13 protein-coding genes and 1 pseudogene are annotated in these 15,325 nt (G+C 70.2%); 8 read left to right on the plus strand and 6 right to left on the minus strand.

Annotated features, from left to right (window positions below; genetic code table 11):
• The first annotated feature begins 99 nt into the window (after positions 1–99).
• The 5 genes from dnaN (at position 100) to AC1RN5_RS16895 (ending at position 7,096) form a co-directional block, all read left to right on the plus strand.
• Entirely contained in the window at positions 100–1,218 is a 1,119-nt protein-coding gene (gene dnaN / locus AC1RN5_RS16875) for a DNA polymerase III subunit beta (RefSeq protein WP_421933815.1), read from the plus strand.
• Between the two features lie 52 nt (positions 1,219–1,270).
• A complete protein-coding gene (gene recF, locus AC1RN5_RS16880) occupies positions 1,271–2,416 on the plus strand; it encodes a DNA replication/repair protein RecF (RefSeq protein ID WP_493042302.1) in 1,146 nt (381 codons plus the stop codon).
• Positions 2,413–4,851, plus strand: coding sequence for a DNA topoisomerase (ATP-hydrolyzing) subunit B (gyrB, locus tag AC1RN5_RS16885; RefSeq protein ID WP_493042303.1), 2,439 nt, complete (start codon positions 2,413–2,415; stop codon positions 4,849–4,851). Before recF ends, gyrB begins: the two co-directional genes overlap by 4 nt.
• Before the next feature lie 138 nt (positions 4,852–4,989).
• The gene (locus AC1RN5_RS16890) at positions 4,990–5,859 is read left to right on the plus strand and encodes a class I SAM-dependent methyltransferase (protein WP_493042304.1); all 870 of its coding nucleotides are present in this window, start codon (positions 4,990–4,992) and stop codon (positions 5,857–5,859) included.
• 166 nt (positions 5,860–6,025) lie between these two features.
• On the plus strand, positions 6,026–7,096 hold the full coding sequence (locus AC1RN5_RS16895) for a cache domain-containing protein (RefSeq protein WP_493042305.1): 1,071 nt from the start codon (positions 6,026–6,028) through the stop codon (positions 7,094–7,096).
• Between the two features lie 175 nt (positions 7,097–7,271).
• Here AC1RN5_RS16895 and AC1RN5_RS16900 read toward each other — a convergent pair whose 3' ends face one another.
• The 4 genes and pseudogenes from AC1RN5_RS16900 to AC1RN5_RS16915 all read right to left on the minus strand — a co-directional run bounded on the left by AC1RN5_RS16900 (position 7,272) and on the right by AC1RN5_RS16915 (position 11,795).
• Positions 7,272–7,664, minus strand: a complete 393-nt coding sequence (locus AC1RN5_RS16900) for an endonuclease domain-containing protein (protein WP_493043004.1) — start codon at positions 7,662–7,664, stop codon at positions 7,272–7,274.
• Positions 7,647–9,464 (minus strand): annotated as a pseudogene (recQ, locus tag AC1RN5_RS16905) (DNA helicase RecQ); the annotation flags it as partial. The pseudogene recQ and the gene AC1RN5_RS16900, both read right to left, overlap by 18 nt.
• Before the next feature lie 49 nt (positions 9,465–9,513).
• Complete coding sequence (locus tag AC1RN5_RS16910; RefSeq protein ID WP_493042306.1) at positions 9,514–9,978, minus strand: BLUF domain-containing protein; 465 nt, start codon at positions 9,976–9,978, stop codon at positions 9,514–9,516.
• A 77-nt stretch (positions 9,979–10,055) separates the two neighbouring features.
• Positions 10,056–11,795 carry an N-acyl-D-amino-acid deacylase family protein gene (locus tag AC1RN5_RS16915; RefSeq protein WP_493042307.1) on the minus strand — a complete coding sequence of 580 codons (1,740 nt, stop codon included), beginning with the start codon at positions 11,793–11,795 and terminating at the stop codon, positions 10,056–10,058.
• Between the two features lie 176 nt (positions 11,796–11,971).
• On the opposite strand from AC1RN5_RS16915, the gene AC1RN5_RS16920 reads away from it, so the two are divergent.
• The gene (locus AC1RN5_RS16920; RefSeq protein ID WP_493042308.1) at positions 11,972–12,106 is read left to right on the plus strand and encodes a hypothetical protein; all 135 of its coding nucleotides are present in this window, start codon (positions 11,972–11,974) and stop codon (positions 12,104–12,106) included.
• 65 nt (positions 12,107–12,171) lie between these two features.
• Here the strand turns inward: AC1RN5_RS16920 and AC1RN5_RS16925 are convergent, their stop codons facing one another.
• Both AC1RN5_RS16925 and AC1RN5_RS16930 read right to left on the minus strand, forming a co-directional pair.
• Positions 12,172–12,462 (minus strand): GIY-YIG nuclease family protein, encoded by a 291-nt coding sequence (locus AC1RN5_RS16925; RefSeq protein ID WP_493042309.1) that lies wholly within the window; start codon positions 12,460–12,462, stop codon positions 12,172–12,174.
• 92 nt (positions 12,463–12,554) lie between these two features.
• Positions 12,555–13,016, minus strand: a complete 462-nt coding sequence (locus tag AC1RN5_RS16930) for a COG3650 family protein (RefSeq protein WP_493042310.1) — start codon at positions 13,014–13,016, stop codon at positions 12,555–12,557.
• A gap of 47 nt (positions 13,017–13,063) precedes the next feature.
• On the opposite strand from AC1RN5_RS16930, the gene AC1RN5_RS16935 reads away from it, so the two are divergent.
• Complete coding sequence (locus AC1RN5_RS16935; RefSeq protein ID WP_493042311.1) at positions 13,064–14,206, plus strand: DNA cytosine methyltransferase; 1,143 nt, start codon at positions 13,064–13,066, stop codon at positions 14,204–14,206.
• A gap of 126 nt (positions 14,207–14,332) precedes the next feature.
• Positions 14,333–15,325: a cysteine synthase A gene (gene cysK, locus AC1RN5_RS16940; RefSeq protein ID WP_421933826.1), complete on the plus strand. Its 993-nt coding sequence runs from the start codon at positions 14,333–14,335 to the stop codon at positions 15,323–15,325.

The raw sequence follows: 15,325 nt of genomic DNA on the forward strand, positions 1-15,325 counted from the left end.
TCTTCCGCACGGCGGCAATTCGGTTAAAGTCGCAAGTCCCTTCCTCCTCGGGGGGCGGCGGCGCACGGGCGCGCCGTTGGCCACAGGTTCGGACTGACCATGAAATTGACGATCGAGCGGGCGGCGCTTCTGAAGGCGCTCGGGCATGTGCAAAGCGCGGTGGAACGCCGCAACACCATCCCGATCCTCTCCAATGTGCTGCTCTCGGCCGAGGGCGAACGCCTGACCTTCTCGGCCACCGATCTCGACATGGAGATCATCGACGAGGCCTTCGCCCAGGTGGAGCAGCCGGGCCAGATCACCGCGCCCGCCCACACCCTCTACGAGATCGTCCGCAAGCTGCCGGACGGCGCCGACGTCTCGCTCTCCTTCACCGGCGAGGACCCGCGCCTGACCGTGGCCGCCGGGCGCTCGCGCTTCAACCTGCCGGTGCTGCCGGCCGGCGACTTCCCGGTCATGTCCTCGGATGGCCTGTCCAACCGCATCGGCGTCGATGTCGGCGACCTGATCCGCCTGATCGACAAGACCAAGTTCGCGATCTCCACCGAGGAGACCCGCTACTACCTCAACGGCCTCTACCTGCACTCGGTGGTGGAGGGGGGCGTGGCCAAACTGCGCGCCGTGGCCACCGACGGCCACCGCCTGGCGCTGGCCGAGATGATCGCCCCGGAGGGTTCGGCCGGGACCCCCGGCGTCATCGTGCCCCGCAAGACGGTCAACGAGGCCCGGCGCCTGCTGGAGGACGCCGGCGAGAGCGTCGACCTGGCGGTCAGCCCCCAGAAGGTGCGCTTCGAGTTCGGCGGGGCGGCCCTGACCTCCAAGGTCATCGACGGCAACTTCCCCGACTATGTCCGGGTCATCCCCCGCGACAACGACCGGGTGATGATGGTGGACAACAAGCTGTTCGCGAAAGCCGTGGACCGCGTGGCCACCATCTCGGCGGAGAAGAGCCGCTCGGTGCGCATGGCCATCGAGCCCGGCCGGGTGATCCTCACCGTCCGCAACATGGAGGCCGGCCAGGCGGTCGAGGAGATCGAGGTCGACTATTCCGGCGAGGCCTTCGAGCTCAGCTTCAACGCCCGCTACCTGCTGGACGTCACCGACCAGATCGGCGCCGAGCTGGCCGAATTCCGCTTCGGCGGCCCCAACGACCCGGCGCTCGTCCTCGACCCCACCGACCCCGACGTCCGCTACGTCCTGATGCCGCTGCGGGTCTAGGGCGGCGATCACGGCTGTGGGGTGAGGTGGAAAAACCGGCTATGACCCGCCGGTGACCCGCTCGGCCCTTACCCGCCTGACCCTGACGGACTTCCGCTCCTATGGCCGCGCCGAGCTGCCCCTGGACGGGCGGCCGGTGTTCCTGATCGGGCCCAATGGGGCGGGGAAGACCAATCTGCTGGAGGCGGTGTCCCTGCTCACCCCCGGCCGCGGCCTGCGGGGCGCGAGCCTGGCCGAGGTCGGACGGCGGATGCCGGGGGAGACGCAGGGCCGCGCCTGGGCCGTGGCGGCGACCATCGAACTGGACGGCGAGCCGGTGCGGCTGGGCACCGGCACCGAGACCGCCGGCGCGGCGCGGCGCACGGTGCGGCTGGAGGGCGAGCCGGTTCCCCCCGGACGCCTGGCCGACCACCAGCGTCAGGTCTGGCTGACCCCGGCCCAGGACCGGCTGTTCCTGGAGGGGGCCGGCGACCGCCGGCGGTTCTTCGACCGCCTGGTGTTCGCCGCCGAGCCGGCCCACGCCGCCCACGCCACGGCCTACGAGAAATCCCAGCGCGAGCGCATGCGCCTGCTCACCGACGGCCCGGCCGATCCCGACTGGCTGAGCGCGCTCGAGGCGCGGCTGGCCGAGGCCGGGGCCCTGATGGCGGCGGCCCGCGCAAGAACCCTGTCGGCCCTGCAAGGCGAGATCGACGAGCGCGGCGACCGGCCCTTCCCCCAGGCCCGGCTGAGCCTCACCGGCGCCTGGGAGCAGATGGCCCTGGAGGGTGTCGAAACCCCGGAGATCGAGGCCCGCCTGGCCCAGGCCCTGGCCGGGGCGCGGGAGCGGGACGCGGCGGCGGGGCGGGCGCTCACCGGCCCCCACCGCGGGGATCTGGCGGTGATCCACGCCGAAAAGGACCGCCCGGCGGCGGAATGCTCGACGGGCGAGCAGAAAGCCCTGATTCTGAACCTGGTTTTGGGGCAGGCGGCGCGTCTTTCACGTGCAGAATCAGGACCAAACCCTATATTGTTGCTAGACGAAGTCGCAGCGCACCTGGACCGCCGCAGGCGGGCCGCATTGTTCGACGAAATCACGGCGCTCAAGCTCCAGGCCTTCCTCACCGGCACGGACGAGCACCTGTTCGAAGATTTGAAGGGCCGGGCCCAGGGCGTCCATGTGGATGGCTCCAGCCTGGCGATTCTGGATACCGAATGACCGACGAAACGCAGATCCCCGACAACACGCCGGAAAACAACGGCCAGGCCGAATACGGCGCGGAGTCCATCAAGGTCCTCAAGGGCCTGGACGCCGTGCGCAAACGCCCCGGCATGTACATCGGCGACACCGACGACGGGTCGGGCCTGCACCACATGGTCTATGAGGTGGTGGACAACGCCATCGACGAGACCCTGGCCGGCTGGGCGACCCGGGTCGAGGTGATCCTCAATCCCGACGGCTCGGTCACCGTCACCGACGACGGCCGCGGCATCCCGGTGGACATCCACGAGGGCGAGGGCGTCTCGGCGGCCGAGGTCATCATGACCCAGCTGCACGCCGGCGGGAAATTCGACCAGAATTCCTACAAGGTCTCCGGCGGCCTGCACGGCGTGGGCGTCTCGGTGGTCAACGCCCTGTCGGACTGGCTGCGGCTGAAGATCTATCGCGGCGGCAAGGCCTACGAGATGGAGTTCCGCCGCGGCGACGCGGTCTCGCCCCTGATCGTCACCGGCGACGCCCCCTTGCGCGAAAACGGCGAGTTCCTGTCGGGGACCGAGGTCACCTTCATGGCCTCCACCGAGACCTTCGCCTTCATCGAGTTCGACCGGAAGACCCTGGAGCATCGCCTGCGCGAGCTGGCCTTCCTCAATTCCGGCGTCACGATCTGGCTGAAGGACAACCGCGAGGCCGAGCCCTTCGAGGAGGTCATGCACTACGAGGGCGGCATCGAGGCCTTCGTGCGCCACCTCGACAAGGCCAAGACCCCGATCCTCAAGACCCCGATCGTGGTGCGCGGCAAGCGCGAGAACGTCGAGCTGGACCTGTCGCTCTGGTGGAACGACGGCTATCACGAGAACGTCCTCTGCTTCACCAACAACATCCCGCAGAAGGACGGCGGCACCCACCTGGCCGCCTTCCGCTCGGCGCTGACCCGCATCATCACCGGCTATGCCGAGAGCTCCGGCGCCACCAAGCGCGAGAAGGTCTCGCTGTCGGGCGAGGACAGCCGCGAGGGCCTGACCTGCGTCCTGTCGGTCAAGGTGCCCGACCCCAAGTTCTCCAGCCAGACCAAGGAAAAGCTGGTCTCCTCGGAGGTGCGTCCCGCCGTCGAGAGCCTGGTGTCCGAAGGCATCGGCCAGTGGTTCGAGGAACACCCGGTCGAGGCCAAGCTGATCGTCCAGAAGATCGCCGAGGCCGCCGCCGCCCGCGAGGCGGCCCGCAAGGCCCGCGACCTGACGCGGCGCAAGACCGCGCTCGACATCTCCTCCCTGCCCGGCAAGCTCGCCGACTGCCAGGAGCGCGACCCCGCCAAGTCGGAGATCTTCCTGGTGGAGGGTGACTCCGCCGGCGGCTCGGCCAAGCAGGCCCGCAACCGCGAGAACCAGGCCGTCCTGCCCCTGCGCGGCAAGATCCTCAATGTCGAGCGCGCCCGCTTCGACCGCATGCTGGGGTCCGACCAGATCGGCACCCTGATCACGGCGCTCGGCGCCGGCATCGGCCGCGACGACTTCGATATCGAGAAGGTCCGCTACCACAAGATCGTCATCATGACCGACGCCGACGTCGACGGCGCCCACATCCGGACCCTGCTGCTGACCTTCTTCTACCGGCAGATGCCGCAGGTGATCGAGCGCGGTTACCTCTATATCGCCCAGCCGCCGCTCTATAAGGCGGCCAAGGGCAAGTCGATCACCTACCTCAAGGACGACCCGGCCCTGGAAACCTATCTGGTGGCCGAGGGCCTGGAGGGGGCGACCCTGGATCTCTCCAACGGCGAGCGTCTGGCCGGCCAGGACCTGCTGGCCCTGATCCAGACCTCCCGCTCGGCCAAGGCCAATATCGAGCGCCTGTCGTCGCGGGCCCCCGCCTTCGCCATCGAACAGGCGGCCCTGGGCGGCCTTCTGGCCGAGGGCACCAATATCGACGCCGCCGCCAAGCGGCTCGACCTGTATGCCGAGGAAAGCGACGGCAGCTGGTCCGGCGAGCCCGGCCCCGCCGGCGGCTTCGTCTTCAGCCGGGTCAAGCGCGGGGTCTCCGAGCGCGTGGTGCTGGACGACCTGCTGCTGCACGCCGCCGACGCGCGGCGCCTGGCCGAGCGGGCCGCCACCATGGCCGACACCTTCGCCGGTCCGGCGGTCTTCACCCGCAAGGACAAGGTCACCACGGTGCGCGGGCCCCTGGACCTGGTGGGGGCGATCATGGACGCCGGCCGCCGCGGCCTGGCCATCCAGCGCTACAAGGGCCTCGGCGAGATGAACCCCGAGCAGCTCTGGGAAACCACCCTGGACACCGACGCCCGCACCCTGCTGCAGGTCCGGGTCAACCACGCCGACGACGCCGACGACATGTTCACCCGCCTGATGGGCGACCTGGTGGAGCCGCGCCGCGAGTTCATCCAGGAGAACGCCCTGGACGCCGAGGTCGACGTCTAGGCGCGCTTTCAGGCGAGGTGTGAGCGGTTCGCCGTCCGAAAGCGCGACCACGAAACATCTCGCCGACTTGTCACCGCCGCGCGGTTTGGGCAAACGGGCTCTCCGCGCGGCGTCTCGCCGCCTAGCGAAAGTTTCCGCGTGCTGCTGATCGACGAAGCCAGGATCGTGACCGAGGCCGACGGCCTCGCCGCCCGCGGCGCCACCGTCAACGAGGTGCTGGACTTCCTGCGGGGCAAGCTCTCGCTGGACGCCTTCGGCATGCTGCTGTTCGACCTGCCGCGCGAGGACCTGCCGGCGCTGTCGGCGCTGTTGCCGCGCATGGCCAGCGAGGAGACCCAGCGCAATTTCACCGGCGACGCGGGCCTGTCCCTGCTCAAGCCCACGGTCAGCTTCATCCGGGCGCTCGCCTACAACTACGCCGCCCTGCGCAACCGCTCGCTGTCGGGGGCCAGGATCCTCGACTATGGCTGCGGCTACGGGCGGATGACCCGGCTGCTCTACTATTTCAGCAATCCCGAGGCGATCTGGGCCCTGGACCCCTGGGACCTGGCGGTGAACCTCTGCCGGGAGGCGAACCTGGCGGGCAACCTCGCTCAGTCCGACTACCTGCCGGTCAGCCTGCCGGCGCCGGAAGCCGCCTTCGACGTGATGTTCGCCTTCTCGGTCTTCACCCACACCTCGCGCAACGCCACCGACGCGGCGCTCGGCGCCCTGCGCAAGCACATCGCCCCGGACGGCCTTCTGGCCATCACCATCCGCCCGGCCGAGTACTGGGTGGTGAACCCCGACTACGCCCCGCAGGCCGCGGACTATCAGGCCCGCCATGCGGCCGAGGGCTTCGCCTTCGTCCCTCACGGCCGTGACACGGTGGAGGGGGAGGCCACCTATGGCGACACCTCCATGACCCTCGACTTCATCGCGCGGACCTATCCGGACTGGCGAATCGCGGGCTCCGACTGGGCCCTGGCCGACCCCTATCAGCGCTACGTCTTCCTGGCGCCCGCCTAAAATCCGGGCAGACGCTGCTCAAAATCTAGGAATTTCGGGGTTTCGGCGCGAGAATGCGCCGCCTGACGCGCCTGCGACACCTAAATGGGTCGCCGCGACTCAGGGATCGTGTCCGCATATCCTGATCGTTCCGTCAGCGTGGCGCCCCGGCGCAAGAGGATGCGGTTTGGCTGAATCCGACGGCGCCCTGGTCCCAGAACGCATTCTGGAGCTCTCCGAGCGGCTGTCGTCCGTCGCCGGCGCCAAGATCGGCGAGATCTCGTCGATCAATCGCGAAGCCAAGATGCTGGCCATCAACGCCCTGATCACCGCCGCCCGCGCCGGCGACGCGGGCAAGGCCTTCGCCATCGTCTCGGAGGAGTTCAAGCGCATCTCCCAGGAGATCGACGAGGTGGCCCAGGCCCTGGAGAGCCAGGTCCGCGCCGACCTGCGGGAGTTGTCGGCGGTGGGAGGCGCGATCCTCGACCACCTGCGGGGCCAGCGCCTGGCCGACCTGGCGCTCAACGCCATCGAGATCATCGACCGCAACCTCTATGAGCGCACCTGCGACGTCCGCTGGTGGGCCACCGATTCCGCCGTGGTGGCCTGCTGCGCCGAGCCGACGGCCGAGGCCGCCCGCCACGCCAGCAGCCGGTTGAAGGTGATCCTCGACGCCTACACCGTCTATCTCGACCTGTGGATCTGCGACGCCCGCGGCAAGGTGCTGGCCACCGGCCGGCCCCAGACCTATCCCCAGACCCAGGGCCTGTCGGTGGCCGCCGCCGGCTGGTTCCAGCAGGCGATGAAGACGGTCTCCGGCGACGAGTTCGTGGCCTGGGACATCGAGCGCGCCGCCGCCCTGCACAACGCCCCCGTGGCCACCTACGCCACCGCCATCCGCCAGGACGGCCTGACCGACGGCAAGGTGATCGGGGTGCTGGGCATTCACTTCGACTGGAAGCCCCAGGCCCAGGCGGTGGTGGACGGGGTGCGCCTGACCGAGGACGAGCGGGCCCGCTCGCGGGTCCTGCTGCTGGACCACAGCGGCCGGATCCTGGCGGCCTCCGACAAGCGCGGCGAGCTGGAGGAGACCTTCCGCCTGCCCGGCGACGCCACCGGCATGGGCAGCTACGCCCGCGACGGCGTCACCGTCGGCTACGCGCTCACGCCTGGCTACGAGACCTATCAGGGCCTGGGCTGGTACGGCGCCATCACCCAGCGCGAACCGGACGCGGCCAGCGCCTCGAGAGCGGCTTGAGCCACCCAGCTTCCCCCACGCATGTGGGGGAAGTGTCATAAGGCTTGGCGTAGCCAAGACGCGTGACGATGGGGGTGAGAATCTCCAACGCACTGCGCTTCAGACACGCACCCCCATCGACCCTCCAGCCAAGAGGCTGTCGGCCCACTTCCCCCACATGCGTGGGGGAAGCTGCTTAGTCGCGAACCGTCATCGCGATGGTGTAGAGGACGCTATCGATGTCGGCGGAGATGTCCGCCGCGCTGATGCGCAGGGTCTGGATGCCGTTCTTCTTGAGGAAGGCGTCGCGGCGGATATCACGCTCAGGCTGATCACCCATGTTGTGGCCCCAACCGTCCACCTCGATGCAGAGCTTCTTCTCGGGGCAGTAGAAGTCGAGGACATAAGGCTCGAAGGGGTGTTGCCGACGGAACTTGCACCCGTCCATCTTCCGCCCGCTGAGGGCGTTCCACAGAATCCGCTCCGGCGGTGACATGGTCTGCCGCAGGTCCTGGGCGCGTTCCAAGGTCGTGATCGCCGGACGGTCAGCCTCGAGATTCCCCTCGAACCCCCGGACCACCTCCAGCACCGCCTCGCCGTAGCGGGCGAGCTTGCTCTCGCCGACTCCGGAGACGGCGGCCAGGCGGGGCAGGGAGCCGGGCTTGGTCTGGGCCACCTCGATCAGGGTGCGGTCGGGGAAGATCACATAGGGCGGCACGTGCTGGCGCTTGGCCTCCCCGGCCCGCCAGTAGCGCAGGGCCTCGAACAGGCCGGCGTCGCCCGGATCGATGGCCGCGGACTCCCGGCGCTTGCGGGGCCGGCCGGAGCGGGTGGTGGGGTCGTGCTCCTCGGGCGCCTTGCGCAGGCCCACCCGGCGCTCGCCGCGATAGACCGCCTTCACCCCCTCGGGGTCCCCCAGGCCGATCAGGGGGCGGCCGTCGTTGGGGTCCTCCTTCAGCAGGCCGTCGAACAGCAGCTGGTCCAGCAGGTCGCGCCAGCCGTTGGTGCTGAACTCCTGGCCGATGCCGAAGGTGGTGAGTCCGGCCTCGAAGCTGGAGGGCTCCTTGGTCTTGCCCAGCAGGTGCTCCACCAGCCGGCCGCGCCCGAACCGGCCCCCCAGGCGGTGGACGGCCGAGAGCGCCTTCTGGGCGGCCTGGGTGGCGTCGATGCTCTCGGGCGGCGACAGGCAGAGGTCGCATTGGCCGCAGGGCTCGACGCCCTCCTCGCCGAAGTAGCGGCGCACGGCGGCGGCGCGGCAGTTGGCTCCGTCCATCATGGCGTAGAACTGGCCGACCTTGCGCCGCTGCACCGCCTTGACGGTGTCGTCCATCTCGCGGCCGTCGATGCGGCGATAGGCCCAGGCCATGTCGGCGGCGCCATAGAGGGTGATGCCCTCGGCCGGATCGCCGTCGCGGCCCGCTCGGCCGATCTCCTGCCAATAGGCCTCGATGGAGGCCGGCGGATCGGCGTGGATCACGAAGCGGACGTCGGGCTTGTCGACCCCCATGCCGAAGGCGATGGTGGCCACCATCACCGCGGCGTCGGCCTCCAGGAAGGTCTCCAGCCGCTCGGCGCGGACATTCTTGTCGAGGCCGGCATGATAGGCGAGCGCGTTGGTCCCGGCCGCCCGCAGGGACTCCGCCAGCTTGTCGACCCCGTCGCGGGAGCCGGCATAGACCACGCCCGAGCGGTCGGGCCGGGCCTCGATCAGCTCCAGCACCCGCTTGTGGCCGGCCCCGCGCTTGCGTTCGGCCGACAGCGCCAGTTCGGGCCGCGCGAAGCTGGCGACGAACTCCTGGGCGTTCTCGAGCCGCAGTTCGGCGCGGATGTCGTCGCGGGTGCGCGCGTCGGCGGTGGCGGTCACCGCCAGGCGCGGCACATCGGGGAAGACCTCGGCCAGCTTGCCCAGCATGCGGTATTCGGGGCGGAAGTCGTGGCCCCACTGGCTGACGCAGTGGGCCTCGTCGATGGCCACCAGGGCCAGGGGCGTGCGCCGCAGGCGCTCCATCACCGAGGAGCTCATCAGGCCCTCGGGCGAGATGTAGAGCAGGTCCAGCTGGCCGCCCTCGATCCGCTCCCAGGTCTGGGCCTTCTCCCAGGGCTCGATATTGGAATCCAGCCGCGCGGCGGCGACCCCCGACTGCACCAGGCCCGCCACCTGGTCGGTCATGAGCGCGATGAGGGGCGAGACCACCAGGCCCAGGCCCGGGCGCATCAGGCTGGGGATCTGGTAGCAGAGGCTCTTGCCGCCGCCGGTGGGCAGGACGGCCATGGCGCTGCGCCCGGCCAGGATCTCGGCGATCACCTCGGCCTGGCGTCCGCGGAACTCGGCATGGCCAAAGGTGCGGCGCAGGATCTCCCGCGCCTCGTCGAGGGAGGCGGATGGCATGGCGGTCTTATGCCGTGCGTCGGGCCCCGCGCGAAGGGGGCTAAAGCGCCTAGGCTGTGAGCGCCGTGCGATCCTGGATGCCGCGGACCGCCTTGAGCAGACGCAGGGCCGACCTGTCGGTCAGGGTGGCGGGATCGAAGGCTCGCCTCTGGGCCAGGGTGTCGAGGATGGCGTCGTCGGCGGGGCTGAACCGGCGGGCGCACATGTTCCAGTCGCCGAACTCGCGGACCTCGACGGGGCCGGCCGAGATGACCCGGCTGTCGATGTGGCGGGGATCGTTGAGGATCCGCTGATAGGTGGTCATGACCGCCGCCGCCGGCCCCTCGAGGGTCTGGACGAACCAGCCGTCATGCACCAGCAGCAGGCCGGTGACGGAGGCCAGCCGGTTGTTGCGGATCGAGGCGCGGATCAGGGCGTCGATCTCGTCCTGCGCCACCATGTCGGGGGCGAAGGCCTGGCGGCTGGCATAGATCAAGCGGTGCAGCGAGCGGCTGCCGGAAATGGCCTGAGACATGCCCCCTGGGTGCCATGTCCGCCCCTAACGGAGGCCTAACGCGTTCGTTGAAATCGTTCAGCAAAGCTTGGCCGTGGCTACTCCGCCGCCATGGCCGTGGGGGCCGCCTGGCTGCCCCGCAGCAGGCGGCCGGGCAGGGCGCCGGTGGGCTCGCCGTTCCGATAGGTCACCTGGCCGGCCACGATGGTGGCGACATAGCCGTCGGCCCGCTGGATCAGCCGACGCCCGCCCGCCGGCAGGTCATAGGCCACCGAGGGCGCCTTCAGGGTCAGGTGCTCGTAGTCGATGACGTTGAGGTCGGCCCGGTAGCCAGGCGCGATCAGGCCGCGGTCGAACAGGCCCACCGCCTCGGCGGTGTCGCGGGTCTGCATCTTGACCATCAGCGGCAGGGAGAGCCTCGCGCCCCGGGTGCGGTCGCGGGTCCAGTGGGTGAGGTTGGAGGTGGGGAAGCTGCCGTCGCAGATCATCCCCACATGGGCCCCGCCGTCCGACAGGCCCGGCACGGTGTCGGGATGGGTCAGCATCTCGAAACTGGGGTCCAGGGAGCCGTCGGCATAGTTGAGGAAGGGCAGGTACAGCATGCCCCGGCCATCGTTGGAGAGCATGTGATCCAGCGCCAGTTCCTCCGGCGTCACGCCCTGGGCGGCGGCCATCGCGGCGATGGTGCGGTCCGGCGTCTGCTCGTAGTCGGGCTCCTCCCCCATCAGGAACATGATCCCCCAGTTGCGGGTCATGTTGGCGGCGAAGGCGGGATCGGCGGCCGCGCCCTCGGCGAACAGCTGGGCCCGGAAGGCCGGGTCGCGGAGCTTGGCGACCCGCTCGGCCAGCGGCTGCTTGGCGATGGCCTGGTAGCTGGGCCGGCTGGTGAAGGGATTGAGGGTCAGCTCCAGCCCGAACAGGATGCCCACCGGCCGCCCGGCCACCTGGGCCTTCATCTGCAGGCCGGCCTCATTGGCCTCGCGCAGCTGCTCCAGCAGGAACTCGTACTGCCGCGGCTGGCGGGGGTTCTGGACCAGGGAGAAGGAGAGCGGACGCCCCGAGGCCTCGACGATCCGCCGCAGCATGGCGAACTCCTGCGCCGGGTCGTTGAAGTCCGAGACGAACTGCAGGGCGCCCTTGCCGGCCGCGGCCAGGCCCATGGCGATGCCGGTGAGCTCGGCCTCCGAGGCGGTGAGCGTCGGGGTCGGCTGGCCGTCGCTGGTGCGGTGGTTGAGGGTCCGGGAGGTGGAGAAGCCCAGCGCCCCGGCCTCCACCGCCCGCCGGGCGATGGCGGCCATGGCGGCGATGTCGGCGTCGGTGGCGTCCTCGCGGTTGGCGCCGCGCTCGCCCATCACATAGACCCGCAGGGCCGCGTGGGGCAGCTGGCTGCCGATATCGACATCGAAGCTGCGGGCCGAAAGCGTGTCGAGATAGTCGGGATAGCTCTCCCAGGTCCAGGGCAGGCCCTCGGTCAGGACCGGGAAGGGAATGTCCTCCACCCCCTCCATCAGTCGGATCAGCCGGTCGTGGTCCTCGCGCTTGCAGGGGGCGAAGCCGACCCCGCAATTGCCCATCACCACGGTGGTCACCCCATGCCAGGCCGAGGGCTGCATGTGGGAATCCCAGGTGGCCTGGCCGTCATAGTGGGTGTGGATGTCCACGAAGCCGGGGGTGACGATCTTGCCGGCCGCGTCGATCTCCTCGGCGCCCCGGCCGCGCACTTCCCCAACCTGGGCGATCAGCCCGTCCTTGATGGCCACGTCGGCGGCGTAGGGCTCCCCGCCCGAGCCGTCCACCACGCGGCCGTTGCGGATCACCAGGTCCCAGGCCCGTTCCATGGCGCTCTCCCTATCGTCTTCTTCGTTGGATCGAATTGGGCGCCCGGAGGGGCCGCGGGGTCAAGGGCGCCGCGAGGTCAGGCGCGGGAACCCGCCCCCGATCGGGGGGTTTTTCGATGTGTTAACGCCGCCAAGCTAGGCTGTTGGCACGATCAGGGTTCGGGAGGACCCTCCCCATGGCGCTCAAAGCCTTCTTCGCCGCCGCCACCGTCGCCGCCGTCATGGTCGGCCTGCTGCTGCCGACCCCCAACAAGCACGCCGCCCCCACGGGTGAGAGCCAGATCGCCACCATGGCGCTCGGGGCCGGGTAGGGAAAACACGTCATCCCGGGCGGAGCGCAGCGTAGACCCGGGACCCAGGGGCCACCTGCACGGCGTCAGGAATTGAAGGTTTCGTAGAGGTCCAACCACTGCGGGTTCAACTTTTCGATCAGGTCGATCTTCCAGGCCCGGCGCCAGCGCTTGATGCGCTTCTCGGCGTCGATGGCGTCGTGAATGTTGGAAAAGGTCTCGTACCAGACCAGGCGTTTGACGTCGTACTCGGCGGTGAAGCCCGAACGCCCCTCGCGATGCTGATAGATGCGCCGGGATAGGTCTGCGGTCACACCGGTGTAGAGCGTCCCGTTGCGGGCGCTCGCGAGGATGTAGACGTAGGAGTTGCGCTCCATAGAAGCTCCTCCGCCCGCGTCGAAACCCAGAAGCAGCGCGCTTGGCCCCTGGGTCCCGGGTCTCCCCTGCGGGTCGCCCGGGATGACGTGGGCTATTCCTTCGGCATCGCCGTGGCCTTGCCGGCGCAGCCCTTCAGGGTCTCGGCGCCGAGCGTCACCTCCGCCGCATAGCTGTACTTCAGGTCCGACATGCCGTCGGAGCAGGCCTGCAGGGTCAGGGTGACGGTGAGCGGGACCGCGCCGGCCGAGGTGGTCCAGACCGCCTTGGGCCCCTGCAGGGTCGGGCCCGGATTGGCGGCCACCAGGTTGGGATGATCGGGACGCTGCAGGGTGATCTGGGTGGCGCGGATCTGCAGGCCCCAGAAGGGCTCGGTCCCGCGCGCGTCGAGATCGCCGGAAAATTCCTCGGGGATCGGCGCCGCGACCGGCGGCGGCGCTGCGGGGGGCGGCGTCGCCGGCGCATCGGCGGGGGGCGGGGCCACGGCGCCGTCGGGCGCCTGGGGCGAGCAGGCGGCCAGGATCAGGACGCTGGCGGCAAGGACGATGGGGCGCATGGCGGCGATCCTTTCGCGGAGACGGAAGCAGGCTAGACTCTCGCGCGATGAGTCGGAACGCCCAACGCCCCTTCTATGAGTTCTTCGCCGGCGGCGGCATGGCCCGCCTGGGGCTGGGCGAGGCCTGGACCTGCGCCTTCGCCAACGACTTCGACGCCGCCAAGGCCGCCACCTATCGCGCCAATTTCGCCGACGCCGAGCACCATTTCCGCCAGGGCGACGTCTGGAAGCTGGCGCCGTCCGACCTGCCGGGCCAGGCCGACCTCGCCTGGGCCTCCTCCCCCTGCCAGGATTTCAGCCTGGCGGGCGCGCGCGCGGGGCTGACGGGCGGACGCTCCTCGGCCTTCTTCGGCTTCTGGCGGTTGATGGAGGCCCTGGCCGCCGAGGGCCGCGCGCCGCGCACGGTGGTGATCGAGAACGTGGCGGGCCTGCTGACCTCCCATGGCGGGGCCGACTTCACCGCCCTGTGCCGGGCCCTGGCCGCCCAGGGCTACCGCTTCGGGGCCCTGGAGATCGACGCCGCCCGCTTCCTGCCCCAGTCGCGGCCCCGGGTCTTCGTGGTGGCGACGCGCCAGCCCGTCCCCGCCGGCCTCACCGGAGAAAGCCCCTTCCACAGCCGCCTGGTGCGCGAGGCCCATGCCCGCCTGCCGCAGGACCTGGCCGCCGCCTGGGTCTGGTGGCGAGGCCCGGCGCCGGCCGTCCGCAACACCGACCTGGCCGGCCTGCTGGAGCCCGACGACGCCGTAACCTGGCATTCGCCCGCCCGCACGGAGGCCCTGATCGCCCTGATGGCGCCCCTGCATCGCGCCCGGATCGAGACGCTGCGGGCCGGCGGCGGCCGCGCCGTGGGGGGCCTCTTCCGCCGCATGCGAACGGAGAACGGCGTGCGGGTGCAGCGCGCCGAGGCCCGCTTCGACGGCCTGGCCGGCTGCCTGCGCACCCCGCGCGGCGGCTCCTCGCGCCAGACCCTGGTGGTGGTGGAGGCGGGCAAGGTCCGCACCCGCCTGCTCAGCCCGCGGGAGGGCGCCCGCCTGATGGGCCTGCCGGAAAGCTATCAACTGCCCGTGGCGGCCACCTCGGCCCTGCACGTCATCGGCGACGGGGTGGCGGTCCCGGCGGTGCGCTGGCTGGCGGCCAATATCCTTGAGCCGCTGCTCGACGATGGCGCGGCCGTGCTGGCGGCGGAATAGGTCCCGGCGCTGATGGGCGACGGAGGTGTTTAGAAAACCTCGGCCTCCGGAGCCAAGAACCTGCCTTCCAAATCCCCGCCACGGGGTTAGGGTCTGGCCTCAAAGAGACCCTCCAGAGACCAGACCATGGCCGACGCCGCCGACACCTCCGCCTATGACGCCGCCCGCTACAAGCGCGCCGGACGGGGCAAGATCTACGACTCCATCATCGACACCATCGGCGACACGCCCCTGGTGGCCCTGCCCAACCTGACCAAGGCGCTGAAGCCCAAGGGGATCGTGCTGGCCAAGCTGGAGTTCTTCAATCCGATCGGCTCGGTGAAGGACCGCATCGGGGTGGCGATGATCGAGAGCCTCGAGGCCCGCGGCATCCTCAAGCCCGGCGGCGCCATCATCGAGCCCACCAGCGGCAACACCGGCATCGCGCTGGCCTTCGTCGCCGCCTCCAAGGGCTACAAGCTGACCCTGGTCATGCCCGAGAGCATGTCCATCGAGCGGCGCAAGATGCTGCTGATCCTGGGCGCCAAGCTGGAGCTGACTCCCGCCGAGCGCGGCATGGCCGGCGCCGTCGCCCGCGCCAAGGAACTGGTGGACGCCACCCCGGGCGCGGTCATGCCCCAGCAGTTCGACAACGCCGCCAACCCCCTGATCCACCGGGTCTCCACGGCCGAGGAGATCTGGAACGACACCGCCGGCGCGGTGGACGCGGTGGTCTCCGGGGTCGGCACCGGCGGCACCATCACCGGGGTCGGCCAGGTGCTGAAGGCCCGCAAGCCGTCGCTGAAGATGGTCGCCGTCGAGCCCGAGGCCTCGCCGATCCTCTCGGGCGGCAAGCCCGGTCCGCACAAGATCCAGGGGATCGGGGCGGGCTTCGTCCCCTCCATCCTCGACCGCGGGGTGATCGACGAGATCATCCAGGTCTCCAATGACGACAGCTTCGCCATGGCGCGCCGCGTGGCGCGCGAGGAGGGCATTCCGGTGGGGATCTCCTCCGGCGCGGCCCTGACGGCGGCCTTCGACCTGGCGTCGCGCGACGAGTTCGCCGGCAAGACCGTGGTGGCCATCATCCCGAGCTTCGCCGAGCGCTATCTCTCCACCGCCCTCTTCGACGGCCTCTAG

This window comes from Phenylobacterium sp. GW821-FHT12F10 (assembly GCF_058806695.1).